Raw genomic sequence first — 18,582 nt, forward strand, 5'->3', positions numbered from 1 at the left:
TTTATCGGGATGAACATCTCGGTGCGCTCGAACGTCCGCACCGCTGCGGCAGCTCAGGTTGGCCTGCAAGAAGGTCTGACCCTGGCATTCCGCGCTGGTGCGATCACCGGGATGCTGGTGGCCGGGCTCGCGCTGCTGTCGATCGCGGGTTACTTCGCGTTCCTGACCGGCCCTGCCGGGCACGGCGTCGGCGGAGCGGACCGGACGGTGGTCAATGGCCTCGTCGCGCTGGCCTTCGGTGCTTCGCTGATCTCGATCTTTGCGCGGCTTGGCGGCGGCATCTTCACCAAGGCGGCCGACGTTGGTGCCGATCTGGTCGGCAAGGTCGAAGCCGGGATCCCCGAAGACGATCCCCGCAACCCGGCGGTGATCGCCGATAACGTGGGCGACAATGTCGGTGACTGCGCCGGGATGGCGGCCGATCTGTTCGAAACCTATGTCGTCACCATCGGTGCGACCATGGTGCTGACCGCGCTGCTGCTGAAAGGCGCAGACAACCTGATGGCGCTGATGAGCCTGCCGCTGCTGATCGGCGGCGTCTGCATCATCACCTCGATCATCGGCACCTATTTCGTCCGTCTGGGTGGCGGAAAGAACATCATGGGCGCCATGTACAAGGGCTTCCTGGTCACCGCCGTCCTGTCGATTCCCGCCATTTGGTGGGCGATTTCCTATGCGCTGCTGGGCGATATGGAAACCGCGATTGCCGGGCAGGCTTATAACGGCCGCACGCTGTTCTATTGCGGGCTGGTGGGCCTGATCATCACCGGACTGATCATCTGGATCACCGAGTACTACACCGGCACCAACTATCGCCCGGTGCGCTCGATCGCCAAGGCTTCGGAAACCGGCCACGGCACCAACGTCATTCAGGGTCTGGCGATTTCGCTGGAATCGACCGCCTTGCCGACGCTGGTGATCTGCGCCGGGATCATCATCGCCTATCAGCTCGCGGGTCTGATCGGGATCGCCTATGCCGCCACGGCGATGCTCGCCTTGGCCGGGATGGTGGTTGCGCTCGATGCCTATGGGCCGGTTACCGACAATGCCGGCGGGATCGCCGAAATGGCCGGGCTGGACGATTCGGTTCGCGAAAAGACCGACGCGCTCGACGCTGTGGGCAACACCACCAAAGCCGTCACCAAAGGCTATGCAATCGGTTCGGCGGGCCTTGCCGCACTGGTGCTGTTCGCGGCCTATACCAATGACCTCAAAGAGTTCTTCCCGAACCTGACGGTCAACTTCAGCCTTGAAAATCCCTATGTCATTGTCGGGCTGTTGCTCGGCGCGCTGCTCCCGTACCTGTTCGGGGCGATGGGCATGACGGCGGTGGGCCGTGCTGCGGGGGAAGTGGTCAAGGATGTTCGTGACCAGTTCAAGAACAACCCCGGCATCATGACCTACGAATCCAAGCCTGACTATGCCCGTACGGTCGATCTGGTGACCAAGGCGGCGATCAAGGAAATGATCATTCCTTCGCTGCTGCCGGTGGCCGCACCGATCGTGGTCTATTACGTGATCACGGCCGTTGCCGGGCAGGCAAACGGCTTTGCCGCGCTGGGCGCGCTGCTGTTGGGTGTAATCGTTGGCGGGCTGTTCGTCGCCATCTCGATGACCTCGGGCGGCGGTGCGTGGGATAACGCCAAGAAGTACATCGAAGACGGCAATCACGGCGGCAAGGGCTCTGAAGCCCACAAGGCCGCGGTGACCGGCGATACCGTGGGCGATCCCTACAAGGATACCGCGGGTCCGGCCGTGAACCCGATGATCAAGATCACCAACATTGTCGCATTGCTGCTGCTGGCGGCGCTCGCCGCGCACTAAGCACTGGCAATATGTCAAAAAATACACCCCGCCCGGAGCGATCCGGGCGGGGTTTTGATTGACGCGAGGGGGCCAGCATTTATTCTGCCGGCCATCAACAGGGGCCGCATTCACCGCAGCGTCAGCCGCGCTGCGAACGGCCCTTCATATTCGCTGAGAGGGATCAGATGACTTTGCGTAAAACCAGCCTTGCTTCGCTTGCCGTATTGGCGCTGGGCGCCAGCACCGTTGCTTTCGTGGCAGCACCCGGTGCCGTGCTTTCAGCCGCCGAAGCCGCAACCGGCGCGGCGATGATTCCGCCGGCCGAATTCGTCAAGAAGCCCAACATGCGCTCGCCCCGCATCTCGCCCGATGGCCGGTACCTGGCCTATCTGGCCGGGGCAGCTGGCAAAGAAGTGCTGGTGGTGATGGACCTGACCAACCCTTCCAAGCCTCCCAAGCCAATCCTCGCCACCGAGGAAGCCCGCGAAGCCGGCGACCGGACCATGACCGGGTTTCGCTGGATCGGCAGCGATCACGTGGTGATGACCACCTTGCAACGCGAGAATTTCAGTGGCCAGTTGTCTGATTACCGTCGTTTGGTCGCCTACTCGGTGTCGAAGGACAAAATGGTCCAGCAGGCCTGGGACAAGGCTGGCGGCGATGCTGGAAACATCCTTTGGATCGATCAGACCAAGGGTGAGTATCTGCTTGAACGCGATTCTGTGGGCGAAAATACCGAACGCTGGGGCCTACCTGAAGTGGTACGTGTAAACGTTGCCACCGGCCAATATTCGATCCTTCAGCGCAAAAATCCGATCGTCTCTAGTTGGGCCGCCGATGCCGATGGGGTCGTCCGGGCGGGGTTTTCAAGCGATAGCGACAATGGCAAGTTGCGAATGCTTTATCGCTCCAATGCGAGTGAAAATTTCCGTACCGTCTATCACGAGGCTGACAGCTCTTTCACCAAAACGATACCTGTTCCACAAGTATTTATACCAGGATCCGATAAAGCTTACGTAATTTCTAACAAGGATGGTTTCGACAAAGTCTATATTATGGATCTCACCAACCTACAACTGTCAGAACCTGTGTTTGAGACACGTGGATTTGACGTCCAGGGCATAATTACGGATTACGATGGACGCAGGGTCGTGGGGTATGAAACCTTTGCTGGTGCGATGAACAACAGGTTCACTGATGATAAGTTTCAAGGAATTCAGGCTAACTTGAACAGCATGTTTGGTTTCGGAGAGGCTCAAATCGTAAGCGCAGATCGTTCGGAAAATCGCTTGGTCGTCTTTGCAGGCGGTACAAGCAAGGGTGGCGGATTTTATCTCTACGATGTGCCATCGGCTAAAATCAGCCTGCTTAACTGGCAGAAGACCGCGATCAAGGATTCGCCACTCAACCCGGTAAAAGCCGAATGGGTGACGGCCAGCGACGGCACCAAGCTTCAGGTTATCGTCACCTATCCGCGTCACCGCACCGGTAAAAAACTGCCAGTGGTAATCATGCCGCACGGCGGCCCGTTCGGTGCGCTTTCGGCCACCAATAACCTAGAGCCGTGGAATCAGCCGCTGGCTGAAGCCGGTTATCTCGTGATCCAGCCGAACTATCGCGGCTCGGGCGGTTACGGCAAAGCATTCGTCAAGCTTGGCCGCGACAAGGGCGGCTATGGCAAACGCATGCAGGATGATCTGACCGACGTGCTCAATGCCTATGCCGCCAAGGGAATTGTCGACGCCGGGCGCGCCTGCATCATGGGCTGGTCTTACGGCGGCTACGCTGCGGCGCGCGGGGCCCAGCGCGACGCCAAGCTGTGGCGCTGCGCGATCGCCGGCGCAGGGGTTTATGACATGCCCTTGATGAACAAGTGGGACTCCGAAAACCTCGGCCGCTTTTCCAGCGGATTCCAGGCAACCTCGGACGATCCCGAAGGCATTTCGCCGGCCCGCAACACCGATGGTCCCTGGGCCCCGCTGCTGATCGTTGCACCCGAACGCGATGCCCGCATCCCGATGGAACAATCGCGCACGCTGGTGGCGGGCCTCAAGCGGTCGGGCAAGGTCGAAGGCACCAATTTCCGCTATGTGATCCAGCCCAAGGGCACCCACAACCTGCCCTATGACGATGTCCACATCGAATGGATCACCGAAGCGCTTGGATGGCTTGGCCGGTTCAACCCGGCCTATGTGCCGTCGGACAGCGACAAGCCGGTCGGTTAGACCAGCCCGGCATGATCGCGCGCATTAGCCATTCCTTGGCTTTTGCACGCTAGGCTCTTCCCCGGCGGAGATGTATCCGCCGGCGGAAGGAGCACCTTTGGCAAGCACCGCGCTGGCACCCCAAACGGCAGAACCCTGCACGCCAGCACCCGGCGCTGCGGGCGCTATGACCGTGCACGCCAGCGCCTGGCAGGCGTTCGAGGCTCCCGAAGCGCGACTTGCGTGGGACGCGCTGGCGCGCTGCGCGAGCGAGCCCAACCCGTTCCACGAAAGCTGGTATCTGCTGCCCGCCCTGCGCGCGCTCGATCCCGCCGGCTCGGTCAAGCTTCTGCGCTTCGAACTGGGCGGCGATCTGGCCGCGATCATGCCGGTGCGGCACGAAGACCGCTATTATCGCTGGCCAATCCCGCAACTGACGGCGTGGATCCACGGCAACTGCTTTCTGGGCGCTCCGCTGGTTGCGCGCGGGCTTGAGCAGCAATTCTGGCGCGCCTTTCTGGACTGGGCCGATGCCAATGCCGGGCGGGCGCTGTTCCTGCACTTGCCGCACATGCCGCTGAACGGGCCGATCCACGCCGCGCTGCAAGCGGTGCTGGCCGAGAGCGGTCGCCAAGGCGCGCTGGTCCACCGCGAGGACCGGGCGATGCTGGTCTCTGACCAGCCGCCCGAAACCTATTTCGAAGCCAGCCTTTCGGGCAAGAAGCGCAAGGAATTGCGCCGCCAGTTCGCGCGCCTGTCAGAGCTGGGCACGCTGCGCTTTGAGCGGCAGCGCGGCGATGCCGATCTTGCCCGCTGGATCGAGGAATTCCTCGCGCTCGAGCATTCCGGCTGGAAAGGCGCGCAAGGATCGGCGCTCGCCTCTCATCAGGATACGATCCAGATGTTCCGCGAAGCGATGTTCGGCGGCGCGGCGCAAGACCGGATCGAACGGCTGACGCTGTGGCTGGACAGCAAGCCGATCGCCATGCTGGCAAGCTTCATCACGCCGCCCGGGGCCTTTTCCTACAAGACCGCATTCGATGAACGCTTTGCCCGCTGTTCGCCCGGTGTCTTGCTACAACGCGAAAACCTTGAAGTGCTGAGCGATCCGCACGTCGCATGGTGCGATAGCTGCGCTGCGGCTGACCACCCGATGATCGACCACATCTGGCGCGAACGCCGCGCAGTCGGGCGGCTCTCGATCGCGATTGGCGGCAAATTGCGCCGGGCGCTGTTTGCCCGGCTGGTGCGGGCCGAACTGGGCCGCAATCCCGCAGGCATCTGACCGCGCCCCATTGACGCGTCCTGATCTGCAACGCAAAGCCGCTGCGATGGAACAGGAACATACTCCCGAACAACTGGTCGCCGGGCTGATCAAGCTGCTTGAGCCTAAATCGCACGGCGAAGACCGCTATGAAGGCCGCAAAAAGCGCGGCGGCGTGGGCCGCGTGTTCGGCGGTCAGGTGATTGCCCAGGCTTTGCTGGCGGCCGATGACACGGTCGAAACCGATCGCCCGGCACACTCGCTGCACGCATATTTCCTGCGCGGCGGCGCGGAAGAATTCTCGATCGACTACGAAGTCGCGCGCGATTTCGATGGCGGCAGCTTTTCCAACCGCCGCGTCGTGGCCAGCCAGCAAGGCCGCCCGATCCTTAACCTGACGGCGAGTTTCCAGCGCCAGCAGGAAGGCCTGCACCACGTCGATGCCGAAATGCCTGACGTGCCCGGTCCCGAAGAGCTTGAATCCGAAACGGTGGTGCGCCTTCGTTATGCTGAAACAGCCCGCCCCGAGGCGCGGCACCATTTCCTCAGCCCGCGCCCGGTGGAAATGCGCGCGGTCGAAGGGCGGCACTGGACGAATCCGCAGCCGGCTCCGCCGCGCAGCCATTCCTGGTTCAAGACCGTCGCCCCTCTGCCCGACGATCCGCGGATCCACCGCGCTGTGCTGGCCTTTGCCAGCGACATGACGCTGCTGGGCACCTGCGCCCTGCCCCACGGCCTGTCGTGGGCACGCGGTGAAGTGGTCAGCGCCAGCCTTGATCACGCGGTCTGGTTTCACGAGAACTTTCGCGCTGACGAATGGCTGCTCTATGCCACCGACAGCCCGTGGAGCGGCGGCGGCCGCGGCTTCAACCGTGGCCGGATCTTCACGCAGGACGGCCGCCTGGTGGCCAGCGTCGCGCAGGAAGGCATGATCCGCAAAGCTGTGCCGAAGGGCTAAAGTCTGGTCCGCCGCCTGAGCCGGTATTCGAGCAAGAGAGTTGCCGCCCTGTCCCACGCTGCTAGGCTGCGGGCGAACGGGGAGAGGCTTGGTGATGCGCAAACGCACGATAGCATTGGGAGTGGCGGCGGCTTTGGTGGCGGCTGGCGGCGGCTGGTATGCCAGTCTCGACAAGGAGACGCGCGCGCTGCTGGCGGCGATGCCGACTGACGCCAATGTGCTGAGCTGGAAGCAGGATCAGCGCGATGCCGCGTTCCGGGCGATGGACCGGCTGCCGGTGCTGGCCAAGGCGCGTACGTTCGCCCCCGCCCCCGCACCGCTTGCCCTGCCGGCCGGGAAGCCGCTCGAAATTCCGGGGTTTGACCAGTACGCCGCCAAGCAGCGGCTGGCCGGAATGGTGATCATTCAGGACGGCAAGGTCCGGCTTGAACGCTATGGCCTGGGCTTTGATGCGCATGGCCGCTGGACGAGTTTCTCGGTCGCCAAGTCATTCACCTCGACGCTTGTCGGCGCCGCCATCAAGGATGGCAAGATCAAGAGCCTCGACGATAAGGTCAGCCTCTATATCCCGGACCTGCGCGGGTCGGCCTATGACGATGTCTCGGTCCGCCAGCTGTTGATGATGAGCTCAGGCGTCGCCTGGAACGAGGACTACGAGGATCCGAACGCTGACGTGGCCAAGTTCAACAATGCCAAGCCCGATCCGGGCGTAGACGCCACAGTCAGCTATCTGCGCAAGCTGCCGCGCGCGCATCCTCCGGGCGAAGTGTGGCATTACAACACTGGCGAAACCAACCTGATCGGGGTGCTGGTTTCCTCCGCAGTGGGCAAGCCGCTGTCCGCATACATGGAAGAAAAGATCTGGCAGCCCGCCGGGATGGAGCAGCAGGGCACCTGGCTGTTGGGCGCGACCGGGCACGAAATTGCCGGTTGCTGCATCCAGGCCGCCACCCGCGACTATGCCCGCTTCGGCCTGTTCGTGCTGGGCGGTGCTGGCGGCATGGTGCCGGGCGACTGGTTTGCCTCATCCACCTCCAAGCAGAAGGACATCGGCGAACCTGGCCACGGTTACGGCTTCCAGTGGTGGACCAACGACGATGGCAGCTTCGCCGCGCAAGGCATCTTCGGCCAGGGCATCTTCATCGATCCCAAACGCAAGCTGGTGATCGCCAGCAACGCCGATTGGACCCGCGCCACCGAGGGCCCCGAAGGCGAATGGCGCGAGGCGTTCTACAGGCAGGTGCAGGAACTGATCGACGCTGGGGGGTGATCAATCCCCATCCAGCAAATTCCCCAGCATCCCCAGTGCTGATCCTTCGCCGCGGTTTCCGCCGGGGCCGCCGGGCATGGCCGCGGCCAGCATCCGCCCGGCCAGCCGCGCGAACGGCAGCGACTGGATCCAGACCTTGCCGGGGCCACGCAGCCGGGCGAAGAACAGGCCTTCGCCGCCGAACAGCATCGATTTGACCCCGCCGATACTTTGAATGTCGAAATCGACATCGGCGGTCATCGCCGCGATGCAGCCGGTGTCGACGTGCAGTTCCTCACCCGGAGCCAGCGTGCGTTCGACAATCGTGCCGCCCATCTGCACGAACACCCAGCCATTGCCCGACAGGCGCTGCATGATGAAGCCTTCGCCGCCAAACAGCCCGGTCAGGATCTTGCGCTGGAAATGGATGCCGATTTCCACGCCCTTGGCGGCGGCCAGAAAGCTGTCCTTCTGGCAGATCAGCGTGCCGCCTACTGTATCGAGCTTGATCGGCAGAATCGCCCCCGGCACCGGCGCCGAAAACGCGACACGGGCCTTGCCCTGGCCGGCGTGGGTAAAGACCGTGGTGAACAGGCTTTCGCCCGTCACCAGCCGTTTGCCCGCACCCAGCAGCTTGCCCATGAACCCGCCGTCGTTGGCGCGCCCATCGCCGAACACGGTGCTCATCTGGATGGTGGCATCCTTCCACACCATCGCCCCGGCTTCGGCCACCGCGCTTTCGCCGGGATCGAGCTCGATCTCGAGAAATTGCAGTTCCTGGCCCTTGATTTCAAAATCGATATCATCGGCCACGCCGGCGCTGCGGGTGTGGTGGCTCCAGGGGGTGGTGGTCATTATGTCATTCCTCGCATTGAATTTGAACTTGGGACCGCAGCAGCGTCAGCCAACTATTCCGAACCACGAGAAATAGGCAATCGTCAGCGCGGCAAGCAACCCGCAGCCAAGCGATCCGGCACCGGCGGGTGTTTCCTCAGCATCTTCCTCATCCGGTTCCGCAACGCCGACTTCTGCGGGCTGACCACGCAACTTGAACAGCAGTGTCGCCACCATCATTCCCGCAAACGCCAGGCTGAGCAGATAGACCAGAGCGCTGAAAATGCGGAACAGCAGGCTGGCGGCCCAATCGATCCAGCTGCTCCGCGCATCCAGCGAACGGTCGATCTGATCGAGATCGAAGCCGAAGGCGACCAGAATCACCCCAACCACCAGGAAGAACTGGACGAGGAACATATACAGCCCCGCCGCTCTGCTTCCGGTGCGCAGGCCCGAATCGAACGGATAGCGCAGCAGCATCGAGGCTTGCCACAGCCAGCGGACAAATCCCGCGATCAGCTTGAATGGATTCACCCCGGTTCCCCCTGTCTTCAGCCGATCCTAACCGCGTGGATGATAAAAATCATACACCGTCTGCGCCACCGCTGCGCTGACGCCGGGCGCGCGCTGGAGGTCCTCCAGCGAGGCCGCGCGGACTTTCCCCGCGGTGCCGAAATGCAGCAGCAGCGCCCGCTTGCGGGCCGGGCCGATGCCTGAGATTTCATCGAGCGGTGATGCTGAAATCGCCCGGCTGCGCTTTTCACGGTGCGCGCCGATGGCAAAGCGGTGAACTTCGTCGCGCAGCCGCTGGAAATGAAACAACAACGGCGAATTTTCAGGCAGCATGCGCTCTCGCCCACCGGGGAAATGAAATACCTCGCGCCCATCGCGCCCGTGCTGCGGGCCCTTGGCAATACCGACCAGCGGCACGTCCTCGATCCCCAGTTCCTCCAGCACATCGCGCGCCGCGCCCAGCTGGCCCTTGCCGCCATCGATCAGCACCAGATCGGGCCACATTCCGCCATCGCGGTCCGGATCTTCTTCCTGCACCCGGGCGAAGCGGCGGGTGAACACCTCGCGCATCATCGCGAAATCGTCGTCGGTCTGCGCAGTCTTGATGTTCCACTTGCGATACTGGCCCTTGATGAAGCCTTCGGGGCCTGCAACCACCATCGCGCCCAATGCGTGGGCGCCTTGCACGTGGCTGTTGTCATAGACTTCGACGCGCTGCGGTACTTCGGGCAGTTCAAGAAATTCGGCCATTTCGCGCCACAACCGCGCCTTGGCACCGCTTTCGGCCTGACGCCGCTCAAGCGCTTCGACCGCATTGCGGCTGGCCTGTTCCATCAGCCGCCGCCGATCACCGCGCTGCGGCACAGAAATTTCCACCTTGCCGCCCGCCGGGCCGGCCAGCGCCTCTTCCAGCAGCGCCGCTTCGGGCAACATGCGATCGACCAGAATCAGCCGCGGCGGCGGCACTTCCTCATAGAACTGGGCCATGAACGCAGTCAGCACCTCGGCCTCGTCCAGGCCTTCGGTATGGGCGGGGAAGAACGCCCGGTGACCCCAGTTCTGCCCGCCGCGGATGAAGAAGGCCTGCACCGCGAAGTGCCCGTTCCTGGCAGCAACCGCCAGGATGTCGGCGCTGCCTACCCCCTCGGCGTTGACCGCCTGGCTGCCCTGGATGAAGGTTGCCGCGCGGAGCCGGTCGCGCAGCATCGCGGCGCGCTCAAAATCGAGCGCAGCGGCGGCCTCTTCCATCTGGGCGTTGAGCTTGGCCTGCACCGCGCCGCTGCGCCCGCCCAGGAAATCCTTCGCCTCGCCGACCAATTCGGCATAGCCGGCGGGGTCTATCCGGTCGACGCAGGGGGCCGAACAGCGCTTGATTTGGTACAGCAGGCACGGCCGGTCGCGCCGCGAAAAGAAGCTGTCGGTGCAGGACCGCAGCAGAAACAGCTTCTGCAGCGCGTTGATCGTGGTGTTGACGCTGCCGGCGCTGGCAAACGGGCCGTAATAGTTGCCTTTGGCCCGCCGCGCGCCGCGATGTTTCTGGATCCGCGGGAACGCGTGATCGGCGCGCAGCAGGATGAAGGGAAAGCTTTTGTCATCGCGCAGCAGCACATTGTAGGGCGGGCGGAACCGCTTGATCAGCTGCGCTTCCAGCAGCAGCGCCTCAGCCTCGGAGTTGGTGGTGACGATCGTCATCCCCCGGGTCTGGCTGACCATCCGCTTCAGCCGCAGCGGAAGCCGCTCGACTTGCGTGTAATTCGCCACCCGGTTGCGCAGCGCACGGGCCTTGCCGACATAGAGCACATCGCCCTTGGCATCGGTCATTCGGTAAACGCCGGGTTTGGGCTTCAGCGTCGCCAGAACCTCGCGGATCGCGGCCACACCGGCTTCCAGATCGGGCTGGCCGCCTTTCATGACATAGGTCGCGCGCTCCTCGTTGAAGCGCTCGGCACCATGGGGCAGATCGGGGCGGCCTGATTTTGTCATCAGCACCCGAATACCGGCAGGTTAGCCACCGCGAAAGGTGCTTGTTGACGTCCATCCCCGCTCTGATACGCTGCACCGCACAAAGACCCGGCACACCGGGCTAAATCCGGGAGAGAACGCACTTGCGCCAATTGCAGGGAATGGATGCATCGTTTGTCGCGCTGGAAACGCGCACTTCGCCGATGCACATCGGCTCGCTCCTGATCTACAACCCTGAAACCGCCCCAGGCGGGTTCGTGCGCTACAAGGATATTCTGCGCTTTTTCGAAAGCCGGATGCAGCTGTCCAAGACCATGCGGCAAAAGCTGGTGCGGGTCCCGTTTGAACTCGATTATCCTTATTGGATCGAGGACAAGGATTTCGACCTCGAATACCATGTCCGCCACGTCGCCCTGCCCAAGCCCGGCGATTGGCGGCAACTGTGCATTCAGGCGGCGCGGATTTTCGCCCGCCCGCTCGATCTGTCGCGCCCGCCGTGGGAATTTACCGTGATCGAGGGGATCGACAATGTCCCCGGGGTGACCCCCGGCAGTTATGCGATGGTCACCAAGGTTCACCACGCCGCGATCGACGGGATGAGCGGAATCGATCTGATGGAAGCGCTCCACACGCTCGATGCCAATACCCCGCCGCCCAACGAGCCGGACACCTGGAAGGGTGAGGATCCGCCCAATTTCGCAGAACTGATGGCCAAAAGCTGGGTCAACAACCTGGCCAATCCGATGCGCCAGCTCGATGCCGCAGCACGGGCGATGCCGGGCGTGGCCAAGGCCATCAAGGGGCTGGTGGCAAAGGACTTCAAGGTCCACGGCGAAATGATCGCGCCGCGGACCCGGTTCAACACCGTGATTTCAGCCGGCCGCGTGGTCGAAGGCCGTTCGATCCCGCTGGCCGATATCAAGGCGATCCGCACCGCCGCGCCGGGGGCCAAAGTCAACGACGTGTTCCTGACCGTGATTGGCGGGGCGATGCGCAAGTACCTGCTGGCGCACAACGATCTGCCCGAAAAGACGCTGACCGCGATGGCCCCGATCTCGGTGCGGTCAAGCGGCGAAAAGGGCGATATGGGCAACCAGGTGGCAGCGATGATCGCGCCGCTGGGCACGCACATCGAAGATCCGCTCGAACGGCTGGCCTATGTCCACTCGCAGACGGTCAATTCCAAGGCGATGACCGACGCGATCGGCGCGCGAAACATGACCGAGATGAGCAAGGTTTCGCCCGCGCTGTTCATGGCGCTGGGTGCGCAGCTTTACACCCGGCTGGGCCTCGCCAACCGGGTCGGCCCGCCCTTCACCACTGTGGTCACCAATGTCCCCGGCCCGCCGGTGCCGATCTATTCCACCGGCGCGCGGCTGGAAAGCATGATGGGGCTGCTTTGCCTGACCGACGGGATGGCGCTGGGCCACGTGGTGCAAAGCTATTGCAAGGAAGCGACGATCGCGTTCACCGCCGATCGCAAGGTGATGGACGATCCGGAATTCTACGCGGACTGCATCCAGCAAAGCTTCGAGGAGCTGCGCGATGCTGCCGGTTCAGCTTCGCCTGCAACCATCACGCCCGCGCCAGAGCCTGCGAACAGCAAACCGGCCGCGAAAAAGGGCGCTGCCAAATCTGGGAAAGCCAAGAAGAAATGACTGCAACCACCGCATCGCGTTCTGCGCTTGAAATAGAGGCTCGCCCGCCAAGCCGCCTGCTGGCTCTGGCCGAAGGGCGTGCCGTGTTCGAACTGGCCGCCTTCTACGCCACGCGCCACCTGCTGGGGATGCTGCCCAAGGGCGATGGCCACCCGGTGCTGGTACTGCCCGGCTTCCTTGCATCGGACAGCTCGACCGTGCCGATGCGCCGCCTGCTCGATGATCTTGGCTATGAAAGCCACGGCTGGGATCTGGGCCGGAATGTGCGGGTCGATTTGCAGCGGGTCCACGAAATGGAGGCCCTGTTGCTCAAGATTTGCAAGGACAGCGGCCGCAAGGTCTCGATCGTCGGGTGGAGCCTGGGTGGGGTTTTCGCGCGCGAACTGGCCAAGCTGCATCCTGAGGCAGTGCGCCAGGTGATCTCGCTCGGCAGCCCGATCCATGATGATCGCCGCCACACCAATGCCGGCCGGTTATTCGAATATCTCAATGGCAAAGATCCTGAACCGCTCAAGCATGGGCATTTCACCGGGCTCGACGAAGCCCCGCCGGTACCGACCACTTCGATCCTGACCCGCACCGATGGTATCGTCCATTGGCGCGGATCGGTGCAGCATCCGCACAAAGGCCACGGCGAAACCGAAAACATCGAAGTGCGCGCCAGCCATATCGGTCTGGGAGTAAACCCCAGCGTGATGGTGGCGCTGGCTGACCGGCTGGGCCAGCCCGACGGCAAATGGAAGCCGTTCAAGGCCCGCCTGACCCAGCGCTGGATGTTTCCGCAGACCCGCCTGCACTGATGGACACCCGCCATTTGATCGATCCCGAACTGCTCCCGCTGCTCGAGCTGATGCCGACTGCCCAGTTCAACGCCGAAACGCTGCCGCTGATCCGGCAGATGTCGGAAGCGCGGTTCGACTTCCTCGGCGATCCTGAGCTGAAGCCCGTGATCAAGGTGATCGACGGCCCGGGCGGGCCGCTGGATATCTGCTGGTACGATCCGGCACCAGGAAGCACCGGGCGCGGCGCGTTGCTGCATATCCATGGCGGCGGGATGGTGATCGGATCGGCCCGGTCGATGCAGCATGGGCCAGCCGCAATGGCCAAGGCCCTTGGCATCCCGATTGCCTCGGTCGATTATCGTCTTGCTCCTGAGCACCCCTTCCCCGCACCGCAGGAAGATTGCCTTGCCGCGCTTTGCTGGCTTGCTGCAGAGTCCGGAGCGCTTGGCGTCGATCCAGCCCGCATTGCCGTGATCGGCGAAAGTGCAGGCGGCGGATTGGCTGCCGCAGTGGCGCTGATGGCGCGCGATACCGGCGGCCCGCCGCTCGCCGCGCAGTTGCTGATCTATCCGATGCTCGATCACCGCACCGGCGGGCCGGACTGCCCCTATGCCAATGCCGCGACCGGCGAATTCGTCTGGACGCGGGCAAGCAACGGCTTTGGTTGGGGAGCCTTGCAGGGCAACTATGCCATCAATGATCATCGCAAGGGCTGGTTTTCGCCCAGCCGTGCCGATGATCTGGCTGGCCTTCCGCCAACCTGGATCGGCACTGGCAGCATGGACCTGTTCCTCGACGAGGACTTTGACTATGCGCGCCGCCTGGTCAGCGCCGGAGTGCCGGTGGAACTGCACAGCTATGCCGGGGCACCGCATGCCTTCCAGCTGGTTGCCGCGGCTCAGGCCACGCAGGCCTTCTACCGCGACCTGTTTGGCGCGATCAGCCGGATGCTCGGCTAAGTGCTAGTCGCTTTCGCCGTCGACCGAGATATTGCGGATCCGGCCACTGCCGTCGACCGTGCAGGAGAACCCGCGGCCTTCGCCGGTGCGGCCTTGCACGCGCCAGCCTTCGTCAGCGCGGCTTACTGCATCCACCTCGCCCCGGCCGGCCGCGCCCGAAATCTCGTTGGTGCAGCGATCCACCGCACCAGCAAGGCCGCCTTCGTTCCACGATGGCGCCGAGGCATATTGGCCACCGGGCGCACGGTCGGTGCGATAATCAGCATCGCGCTGGTAGTCATCATCACGGTCGCGCCGGTCATCACGGCGTCGGTCACGATTGCGGTCGCTGGATGAAGCCGCGCTGGCAATCGCCGCAATTCCGCCGATGATCAGGATACCTGTGAGCACGTCGCCGGCGTCGATCCGGTCACGGTGACGGTGGCGTCCCCAATCACCCCAACCATGCCCTGCGAAAGCCGGTCCCGCCGTAAGCGAAAAGGCTGCCAGTGCAGCGATCGATGCGCCCAGGCGCGTGCGGTTAAGTGACATGTGTGAACCCTCCAAGGCCCCGGCATGGCCCACGCGCATGGCCGACCATTGCCTGTGATTCGCACAGGGCTAGGCGGCCCAGGCTTACGTGAGCCTGAACCGCCTGCCTTTTAACTTCACTCGGATTCGCGTGGCCTAGAGGCCGCGGATCCCATCGATGTCGAGGTCGACAATCCGGCCGCGCTCGAACTTGCACTTGAACGAGCCGCTGTCATAGCCGCGCATCGAGTTGTTGTAGCCGCGATAGTCGCCGCCCCAGCCGTTGCCGTAGTTACCTCGGCCGCGCTGCCACTGGCCGCGCTGGGTATCAACCGCGATCCGGCCCTTGATCTGCCAGCCATAACGGCTGTCCTTGACCTCGCGGATGTCGGTCACATCGGCCCGGCCATAGCGGCGGGCGGCGTACTGCTCGGCGCTGCGCACGCACTGCTCGATCGCCTGGCGCGGGTTGCCGCGGTTGCCATAGCGATTGCCGTACCCGTTGTTGTTATAGCCGTTGTTGCCATAACGGTCGTTTTCGTAACGGTCGTCGCCATAGCGGTCGTCGCCATAGCGGTCGTCACCGTCGCGGTTGTCATAGCGCCCGTCGCCGTAGTCACGATAGCCGCGGTCGTTGTTGTTCGTCGCCGATGCGACCGCGACGATTCCGCCGATGATCAGCGCACCGGCAATCACATCGCCAACGCTGATGCCGTCACCGTCACGGTGGCCGGCAAATGCGGGGCTAGCCGAAGTGATCGCCATCGCGCCAGCCGCGACGGTCCCGACCAGGGCTTTGGAGATAGTCTTCATGGCTTCAATCCTTCAATCGATCCGGACGGAATGTCCGGCCATGAGCAGGGTTTACCGATTCGGTCCTAGACCAATCCTGAACTCGCTGGATGTCTATTGTTCATAATTTTCGCCTTCAACGTGAACGAAATCTTTGGGCGCAAATTAACCATTCGTCCCTTATCGCGGCTCCTATGGAATGGCTTGTCGTTACCCTGCCTTCGGTGATCGTCATCCTCGTGCTGACGGCGTTTGAGCGGCGCGCGGGTCATTCATCGGGTGACTGGTGGATCAACCTGCAGACCTTCGCGGTCAGCACCTTCGGTGCCTTCACCGTCTATACGTGGATCAAGCCTTGGCAGGCCGGGTCATTGATCGATGGGGCCGCGCTGCCGCCCTGGCTGGCGGTACTGCTGTTCGTGCTGGTGCAGGATCTGGGCGAGAACCTGTTTCACCGCATCCAGCACCGCGTCCCGTTCATGTGGGACATGCACAGCCTGCACCATTCGGATCCCGATATGGCGGTGCTGACCACCTATCGCCACTTCTGGGCGGATCGCCTGCTCAAGACCGTGACGATCTGGACGGTGGCCGGGATGATCATTTCGCCCACTCCCTTGGCCGCATTCTCCTATCTGCTGATCAGCCAGTGGCACTTTGTCGCCCATGCCAATCTTGATTGGAATTTCGGAAAATGGTCGTGGGTGATCAACAGCCCGGCCTACCACCGCCGTCATCACTCGTCCGATCCGCAGCACTATGACAGTAACTTCGCCGGGCTCTTCCCGTTCTACGACGTTGTGCTGGGCGGCTATAATGTGCCCGAAGGCAGGCCCGAGACCGGCTTTGAACGCCGGCCCCGCAACCTTATTCAGCTACTTGCATGGCCCATTGTCGGCAAGCGTCACAATTCTGCGCCCCCAGCCGAACAGGCCGCAGCCTAGAACCCTTTAAGTCCGCTCCAATACGCCAGGAAGGCCAGCACGTCAGCGCCTTCGGCCACCACTTTGTCGGTCGGCTTTCCGGCCCCATGCCCGGCGCGGGTTTCAATCCGGATCAAGTGCGGCTTTCCGCCCGGATCGGCGGCCTGCAATGCGGCGGCATACTTGAAGCTGTGGCCGGGCACCACGCGGTCATCGGTATCGGCAGTCGTCACCAGCACCGCCGGATAGGCCACGCCGCTGCGGATGTTGTGGTAAGGCGAATAGGACCGCAGCACGCGCCAATCGGCTTCCTTCGATGGATAGCCATAATCATCGACCCAATAGCGCCCGGCCGTAAACTTGTCGAAGCGCAGCATGTCCATCACCCCCACTGCAGGATTGGCCGCAGCAAACAGGTCGGGCCGCTGGTTGGTAACCGCGCCGACCAGCAGGCCGCCGTTTGATCCGCCCTGGATCGCCAGCCCGTCCCTGGGCGTGATCCCAGCTGAGATCAGGTATTCGCCCGCAGCGATGAAATCGTCGAACACGTTCTGCTTGTTGTGCAGCCGCCCGGCATCATGCCACGCCTTGCCGTATTCACCCCCGCCGCGCAGATTGACCATGGCATAGGCCCCGCCCGCCTCAAGCCAGGCCATCCGCGTGGCGGAGAAGCTGGGGGTAAGCGAAATGTCAAACCCGCCATAACCATACAGCAACGTCGGCGCCGCCTTGCCGCTTGCAGCAATGCTCTTCTTGCGGACCAGGAACATCGGCACCTTTGTACCGTCCTTCGAAGTGAAGAAGCGCTGTTCGATCGCGTAATCAGCCGGATCGAACGTCAGCTTCGGCGTGGCAAAGGGCGTGCTTTCACCGCTCGCACTGTCATAGCGGTAGATCGCACTGGGCTGGTTGAAGCTGGAAAAGGCATAGAAGGTTTCAGGATCGCCCGGGCGGCCGGAGAAGCCCGATGCCGTGCCAATCGCGCTCAGCGCAATTTCGCGCCGCGGCGTGCCATCAAGCGAATAGGCAACGGCAATCGATGCAGCATCCTTGAGATAGGTGACGAGCAACCTGTCACCGACGATCTGCGCGCGTTCGAGCACCTCCTCGCGTTCTGGGATGACGGTCGTGAACGCTGCCCCGCCTTGCGGGACTTTGCCCCCGGCCAGATCAACCTTGACCACCTTGAGCTTTGGCGCATCCTTGTTGGTGATGAAGTAGAGCGTGTTGCCGATCCCCTCGATCAGGGTCCAGTCGTTCTCGAGGCCCGCAACCAATGCCTGCGGCGTGCCCCAGCGGCCCTTCTTATCGAGCCGCATTGCGTGGACTTCGTACTTGTTGTCGGTGCCCTTGCTGGTGGTGATCACCATCCATCGCCCGTCATGCGTCACCTGCGCGCCGTGGCCGTAATCGGGGTGATCGGGGGTGGCATAGACCAGCTGGTCGTCCGTCTGCGGAGTGCCGATGCGGTGAAAGCGCACTTCCTGGTTCTTGTTGAGCTGCTGGAAAGCTTGGCCTTCCTGCGGCGCGGGGAAGCGCGAATAGAGGAAGCCCGTATCCCCGATCCAGTTGATCCCGGTGAACTTGGCCCACTTGATCTCATCGGCCAGGATCGTGCCGGTCTTGCTGTCAATCACCCGGATCGAGCGCCAGTCGCTGCCGCCATCCTGGATCGCATAGGCCAGCAGCTTGCCGCTTTTCGACGGCTCCCAGCCATCGAGCGCCGTGGCGCCGTCCTTCGCCCAGGTATTGGGATCGATCAGCAACCGCGGCGTGCCGGTCAGTCCTTGACGCACAAACAGCTGCGACTGGTTCTGCAGCCCCGAATTGCGCGTATAGAAATAGGCCTTCCCGGCCTTCTGCGGCAGGCCGAAGCGTTCATAATCCATCAGCGCCCGGATCCGGGTGGCGAACCAGCTACGCCCCGGCAAGCCCGCCAGATAGCCCTGGGTGATGCCGTTCTGCCCGGCCACCCATGCCGCCACTTCGGCATCGCTACGAACGTCGTTTTCAAGCCAGCGATACGGGTCGGCGACTTTCTCGCCGAACTGCTCGTCGACCACATCGGCTTTGCGGCTGGCGGGATAGGCAAAGTTCATCGGTTCAGCCAGAACGGACGCGGCGCAGAGGCCGAGCAAGGCGCCAAGAACGGCGCGGGCGTGACGAGG

15 protein-coding genes are annotated in these 18,582 nt (G+C 63.0%); 9 read left to right on the plus strand and 6 right to left on the minus strand.

The window, feature by feature from the left end; translation table 11 throughout:
* From RMN99_RS04780 to RMN99_RS04800, 5 genes are all read left to right on the plus strand, one after another.
* A partial coding sequence (locus RMN99_RS04780) for a sodium-translocating pyrophosphatase (protein ID WP_309622155.1) occupies positions 1 to 1,824 on the plus strand: 1,824 nt, incomplete at its 5' end.
* 407 nt (positions 1,825 to 2,231) lie between these two features.
* Positions 2,232 to 4,031: a prolyl oligopeptidase family serine peptidase gene (locus tag RMN99_RS04785; RefSeq protein ID WP_309622156.1), complete on the plus strand. Its 1,800-nt coding sequence runs from the start codon at positions 2,232 to 2,234 to the stop codon at positions 4,029 to 4,031.
* Between the two features lie 166 nt (positions 4,032 to 4,197).
* Positions 4,198 to 5,295: a GNAT family N-acetyltransferase gene (locus RMN99_RS04790; RefSeq protein ID WP_309622157.1), complete on the plus strand. Its 1,098-nt coding sequence runs from the start codon at positions 4,198 to 4,200 to the stop codon at positions 5,293 to 5,295.
* Between the two features lie 46 nt (positions 5,296 to 5,341).
* Positions 5,342 to 6,232, plus strand: a complete 891-nt coding sequence (locus RMN99_RS04795) for an acyl-CoA thioesterase II (RefSeq protein WP_309622158.1) — start codon at positions 5,342 to 5,344, stop codon at positions 6,230 to 6,232.
* 94 nt (positions 6,233 to 6,326) lie between these two features.
* Positions 6,327 to 7,502 (plus strand): serine hydrolase domain-containing protein, encoded by a 1,176-nt coding sequence (locus RMN99_RS04800; protein ID WP_309622197.1) that lies wholly within the window; start codon positions 6,327 to 6,329, stop codon positions 7,500 to 7,502.
* On the opposite strand, the gene RMN99_RS04805 is transcribed toward RMN99_RS04800, so the two are convergent.
* From RMN99_RS04805 to uvrC, 3 genes are read right to left on the minus strand one after another with little or no spacing between them, the layout of a single operon-like run.
* The gene (locus tag RMN99_RS04805; RefSeq protein WP_309622159.1) at positions 7,503 to 8,336 is read right to left on the minus strand and encodes a TIGR00266 family protein; all 834 of its coding nucleotides are present in this window, start codon (positions 8,334 to 8,336) and stop codon (positions 7,503 to 7,505) included.
* 45 nt (positions 8,337 to 8,381) lie between these two features.
* Positions 8,382 to 8,849 (minus strand): hypothetical protein, encoded by a 468-nt coding sequence (locus RMN99_RS04810; protein WP_309622160.1) that lies wholly within the window; start codon positions 8,847 to 8,849, stop codon positions 8,382 to 8,384.
* 27 nt (positions 8,850 to 8,876) lie between these two features.
* Positions 8,877 to 10,811, minus strand: a complete 1,935-nt coding sequence (gene uvrC / locus RMN99_RS04815) for an excinuclease ABC subunit UvrC (RefSeq protein ID WP_309622161.1) — start codon at positions 10,809 to 10,811, stop codon at positions 8,877 to 8,879.
* Positions 10,812 to 10,951: 140 nt separating this feature from the next.
* Here uvrC and RMN99_RS04820 point away from each other — a divergent pair, with 140 nt between their 5' ends.
* The 3 genes from RMN99_RS04820 to RMN99_RS04830 are packed head-to-tail and all read left to right on the plus strand — an operon-like array spanning position 10,952 to position 14,189.
* Entirely contained in the window at positions 10,952 to 12,448 is a 1,497-nt protein-coding gene (locus tag RMN99_RS04820) for a wax ester/triacylglycerol synthase family O-acyltransferase (protein ID WP_309622162.1), read from the plus strand.
* Positions 12,445 to 13,248: an alpha/beta hydrolase gene (locus RMN99_RS04825; protein ID WP_309622163.1), complete on the plus strand. Its 804-nt coding sequence runs from the start codon at positions 12,445 to 12,447 to the stop codon at positions 13,246 to 13,248. The genes RMN99_RS04820 and RMN99_RS04825 overlap by 4 nt, the downstream gene beginning before the upstream one ends.
* Positions 13,248 to 14,189 carry an alpha/beta hydrolase gene (locus tag RMN99_RS04830; RefSeq protein ID WP_309622164.1) on the plus strand — a complete coding sequence of 314 codons (942 nt, stop codon included), beginning with the start codon at positions 13,248 to 13,250 and terminating at the stop codon, positions 14,187 to 14,189. The genes RMN99_RS04825 and RMN99_RS04830 overlap by 1 nt, the downstream gene beginning before the upstream one ends.
* 3 nt (positions 14,190 to 14,192) lie before the next feature.
* Here the strand turns inward: RMN99_RS04830 and RMN99_RS04835 are convergent, their stop codons facing one another.
* Positions 14,193 to 14,720 (minus strand): hypothetical protein, encoded by a 528-nt coding sequence (locus RMN99_RS04835; protein WP_309622165.1) that lies wholly within the window; start codon positions 14,718 to 14,720, stop codon positions 14,193 to 14,195.
* A 135-nt stretch (positions 14,721 to 14,855) separates the two neighbouring features.
* Positions 14,856 to 15,512, minus strand: coding sequence for a hypothetical protein (locus tag RMN99_RS04840; protein ID WP_309622166.1), 657 nt, complete (start codon positions 15,510 to 15,512; stop codon positions 14,856 to 14,858).
* A gap of 173 nt (positions 15,513 to 15,685) precedes the next feature.
* Between RMN99_RS04840 and RMN99_RS04845 the strand changes: the two genes are divergently transcribed.
* The gene (locus RMN99_RS04845; protein ID WP_309622167.1) at positions 15,686 to 16,435 is read left to right on the plus strand and encodes a sterol desaturase family protein; all 750 of its coding nucleotides are present in this window, start codon (positions 15,686 to 15,688) and stop codon (positions 16,433 to 16,435) included.
* Here the strand turns inward: RMN99_RS04845 and RMN99_RS04850 are convergent.
* On the minus strand, positions 16,432 to 18,513 hold the full coding sequence (locus RMN99_RS04850) for a prolyl oligopeptidase family serine peptidase (protein WP_309622198.1): 2,082 nt from the start codon (positions 18,511 to 18,513) through the stop codon (positions 16,432 to 16,434). The two genes, RMN99_RS04845 and RMN99_RS04850, sit on opposite strands and share 4 nt — an antisense overlap.
* Positions 18,514 to 18,582: the final 69 nt, after the last annotated feature.

Origin of the sequence: Novosphingobium sp. (assembly GCF_031417815.1) — a bacterium.
Lineage (GTDB): Bacteria > Pseudomonadota > Alphaproteobacteria > Sphingomonadales > Sphingomonadaceae > Novosphingobium.

Excerpts from the sequence above, each read along its gene's own strand:
- RMN99_RS04785 (WP_309622156.1), top strand. The coding sequence starts at position 2,232 with ATGGACCTGACCAACCCTTCCAAGCCTCCCAAGCCAATCCTCGCCACC.
- RMN99_RS04790 (WP_309622157.1), top strand. The coding sequence starts at position 4,198 with ATGACCGTGCACGCCAGCGCCTGGCAGGCGTTCGAGGCTCCCGAAGCG.
- RMN99_RS04795 (WP_309622158.1), top strand. The coding sequence starts at position 5,342 with ATGGAACAGGAACATACTCCCGAACAACTGGTCGCCGGGCTGATCAAG.
- RMN99_RS04800 (WP_309622197.1), top strand. The coding sequence starts at position 6,327 with ATGCGCAAACGCACGATAGCATTGGGAGTGGCGGCGGCTTTGGTGGCG.
- RMN99_RS04805 (WP_309622159.1), bottom strand. The coding sequence starts at position 8,336 with ATGACCACCACCCCCTGGAGCCACCACACCCGCAGCGCCGGCGTGGCC.
- uvrC (WP_309622161.1), bottom strand. The coding sequence starts at position 10,811 with ATGACAAAATCAGGCCGCCCCGATCTGCCCCATGGTGCCGAGCGCTTC.
- RMN99_RS04820 (WP_309622162.1), top strand. The coding sequence starts at position 10,952 with ATGGATGCATCGTTTGTCGCGCTGGAAACGCGCACTTCGCCGATGCAC.
- RMN99_RS04825 (WP_309622163.1), top strand. The coding sequence starts at position 12,445 with ATGACTGCAACCACCGCATCGCGTTCTGCGCTTGAAATAGAGGCTCGC.
- RMN99_RS04830 (WP_309622164.1), top strand. The coding sequence starts at position 13,248 with ATGGACACCCGCCATTTGATCGATCCCGAACTGCTCCCGCTGCTCGAG.
- RMN99_RS04835 (WP_309622165.1), bottom strand. The coding sequence starts at position 14,720 with ATGTCACTTAACCGCACGCGCCTGGGCGCATCGATCGCTGCACTGGCA.
- RMN99_RS04840 (WP_309622166.1), bottom strand. The coding sequence starts at position 15,512 with ATGAAGACTATCTCCAAAGCCCTGGTCGGGACCGTCGCGGCTGGCGCG.
- RMN99_RS04845 (WP_309622167.1), top strand. The coding sequence starts at position 15,686 with ATGGAATGGCTTGTCGTTACCCTGCCTTCGGTGATCGTCATCCTCGTG.
- RMN99_RS04850 (WP_309622198.1), bottom strand. The coding sequence starts at position 18,513 with ATGAACTTTGCCTATCCCGCCAGCCGCAAAGCCGATGTGGTCGACGAG.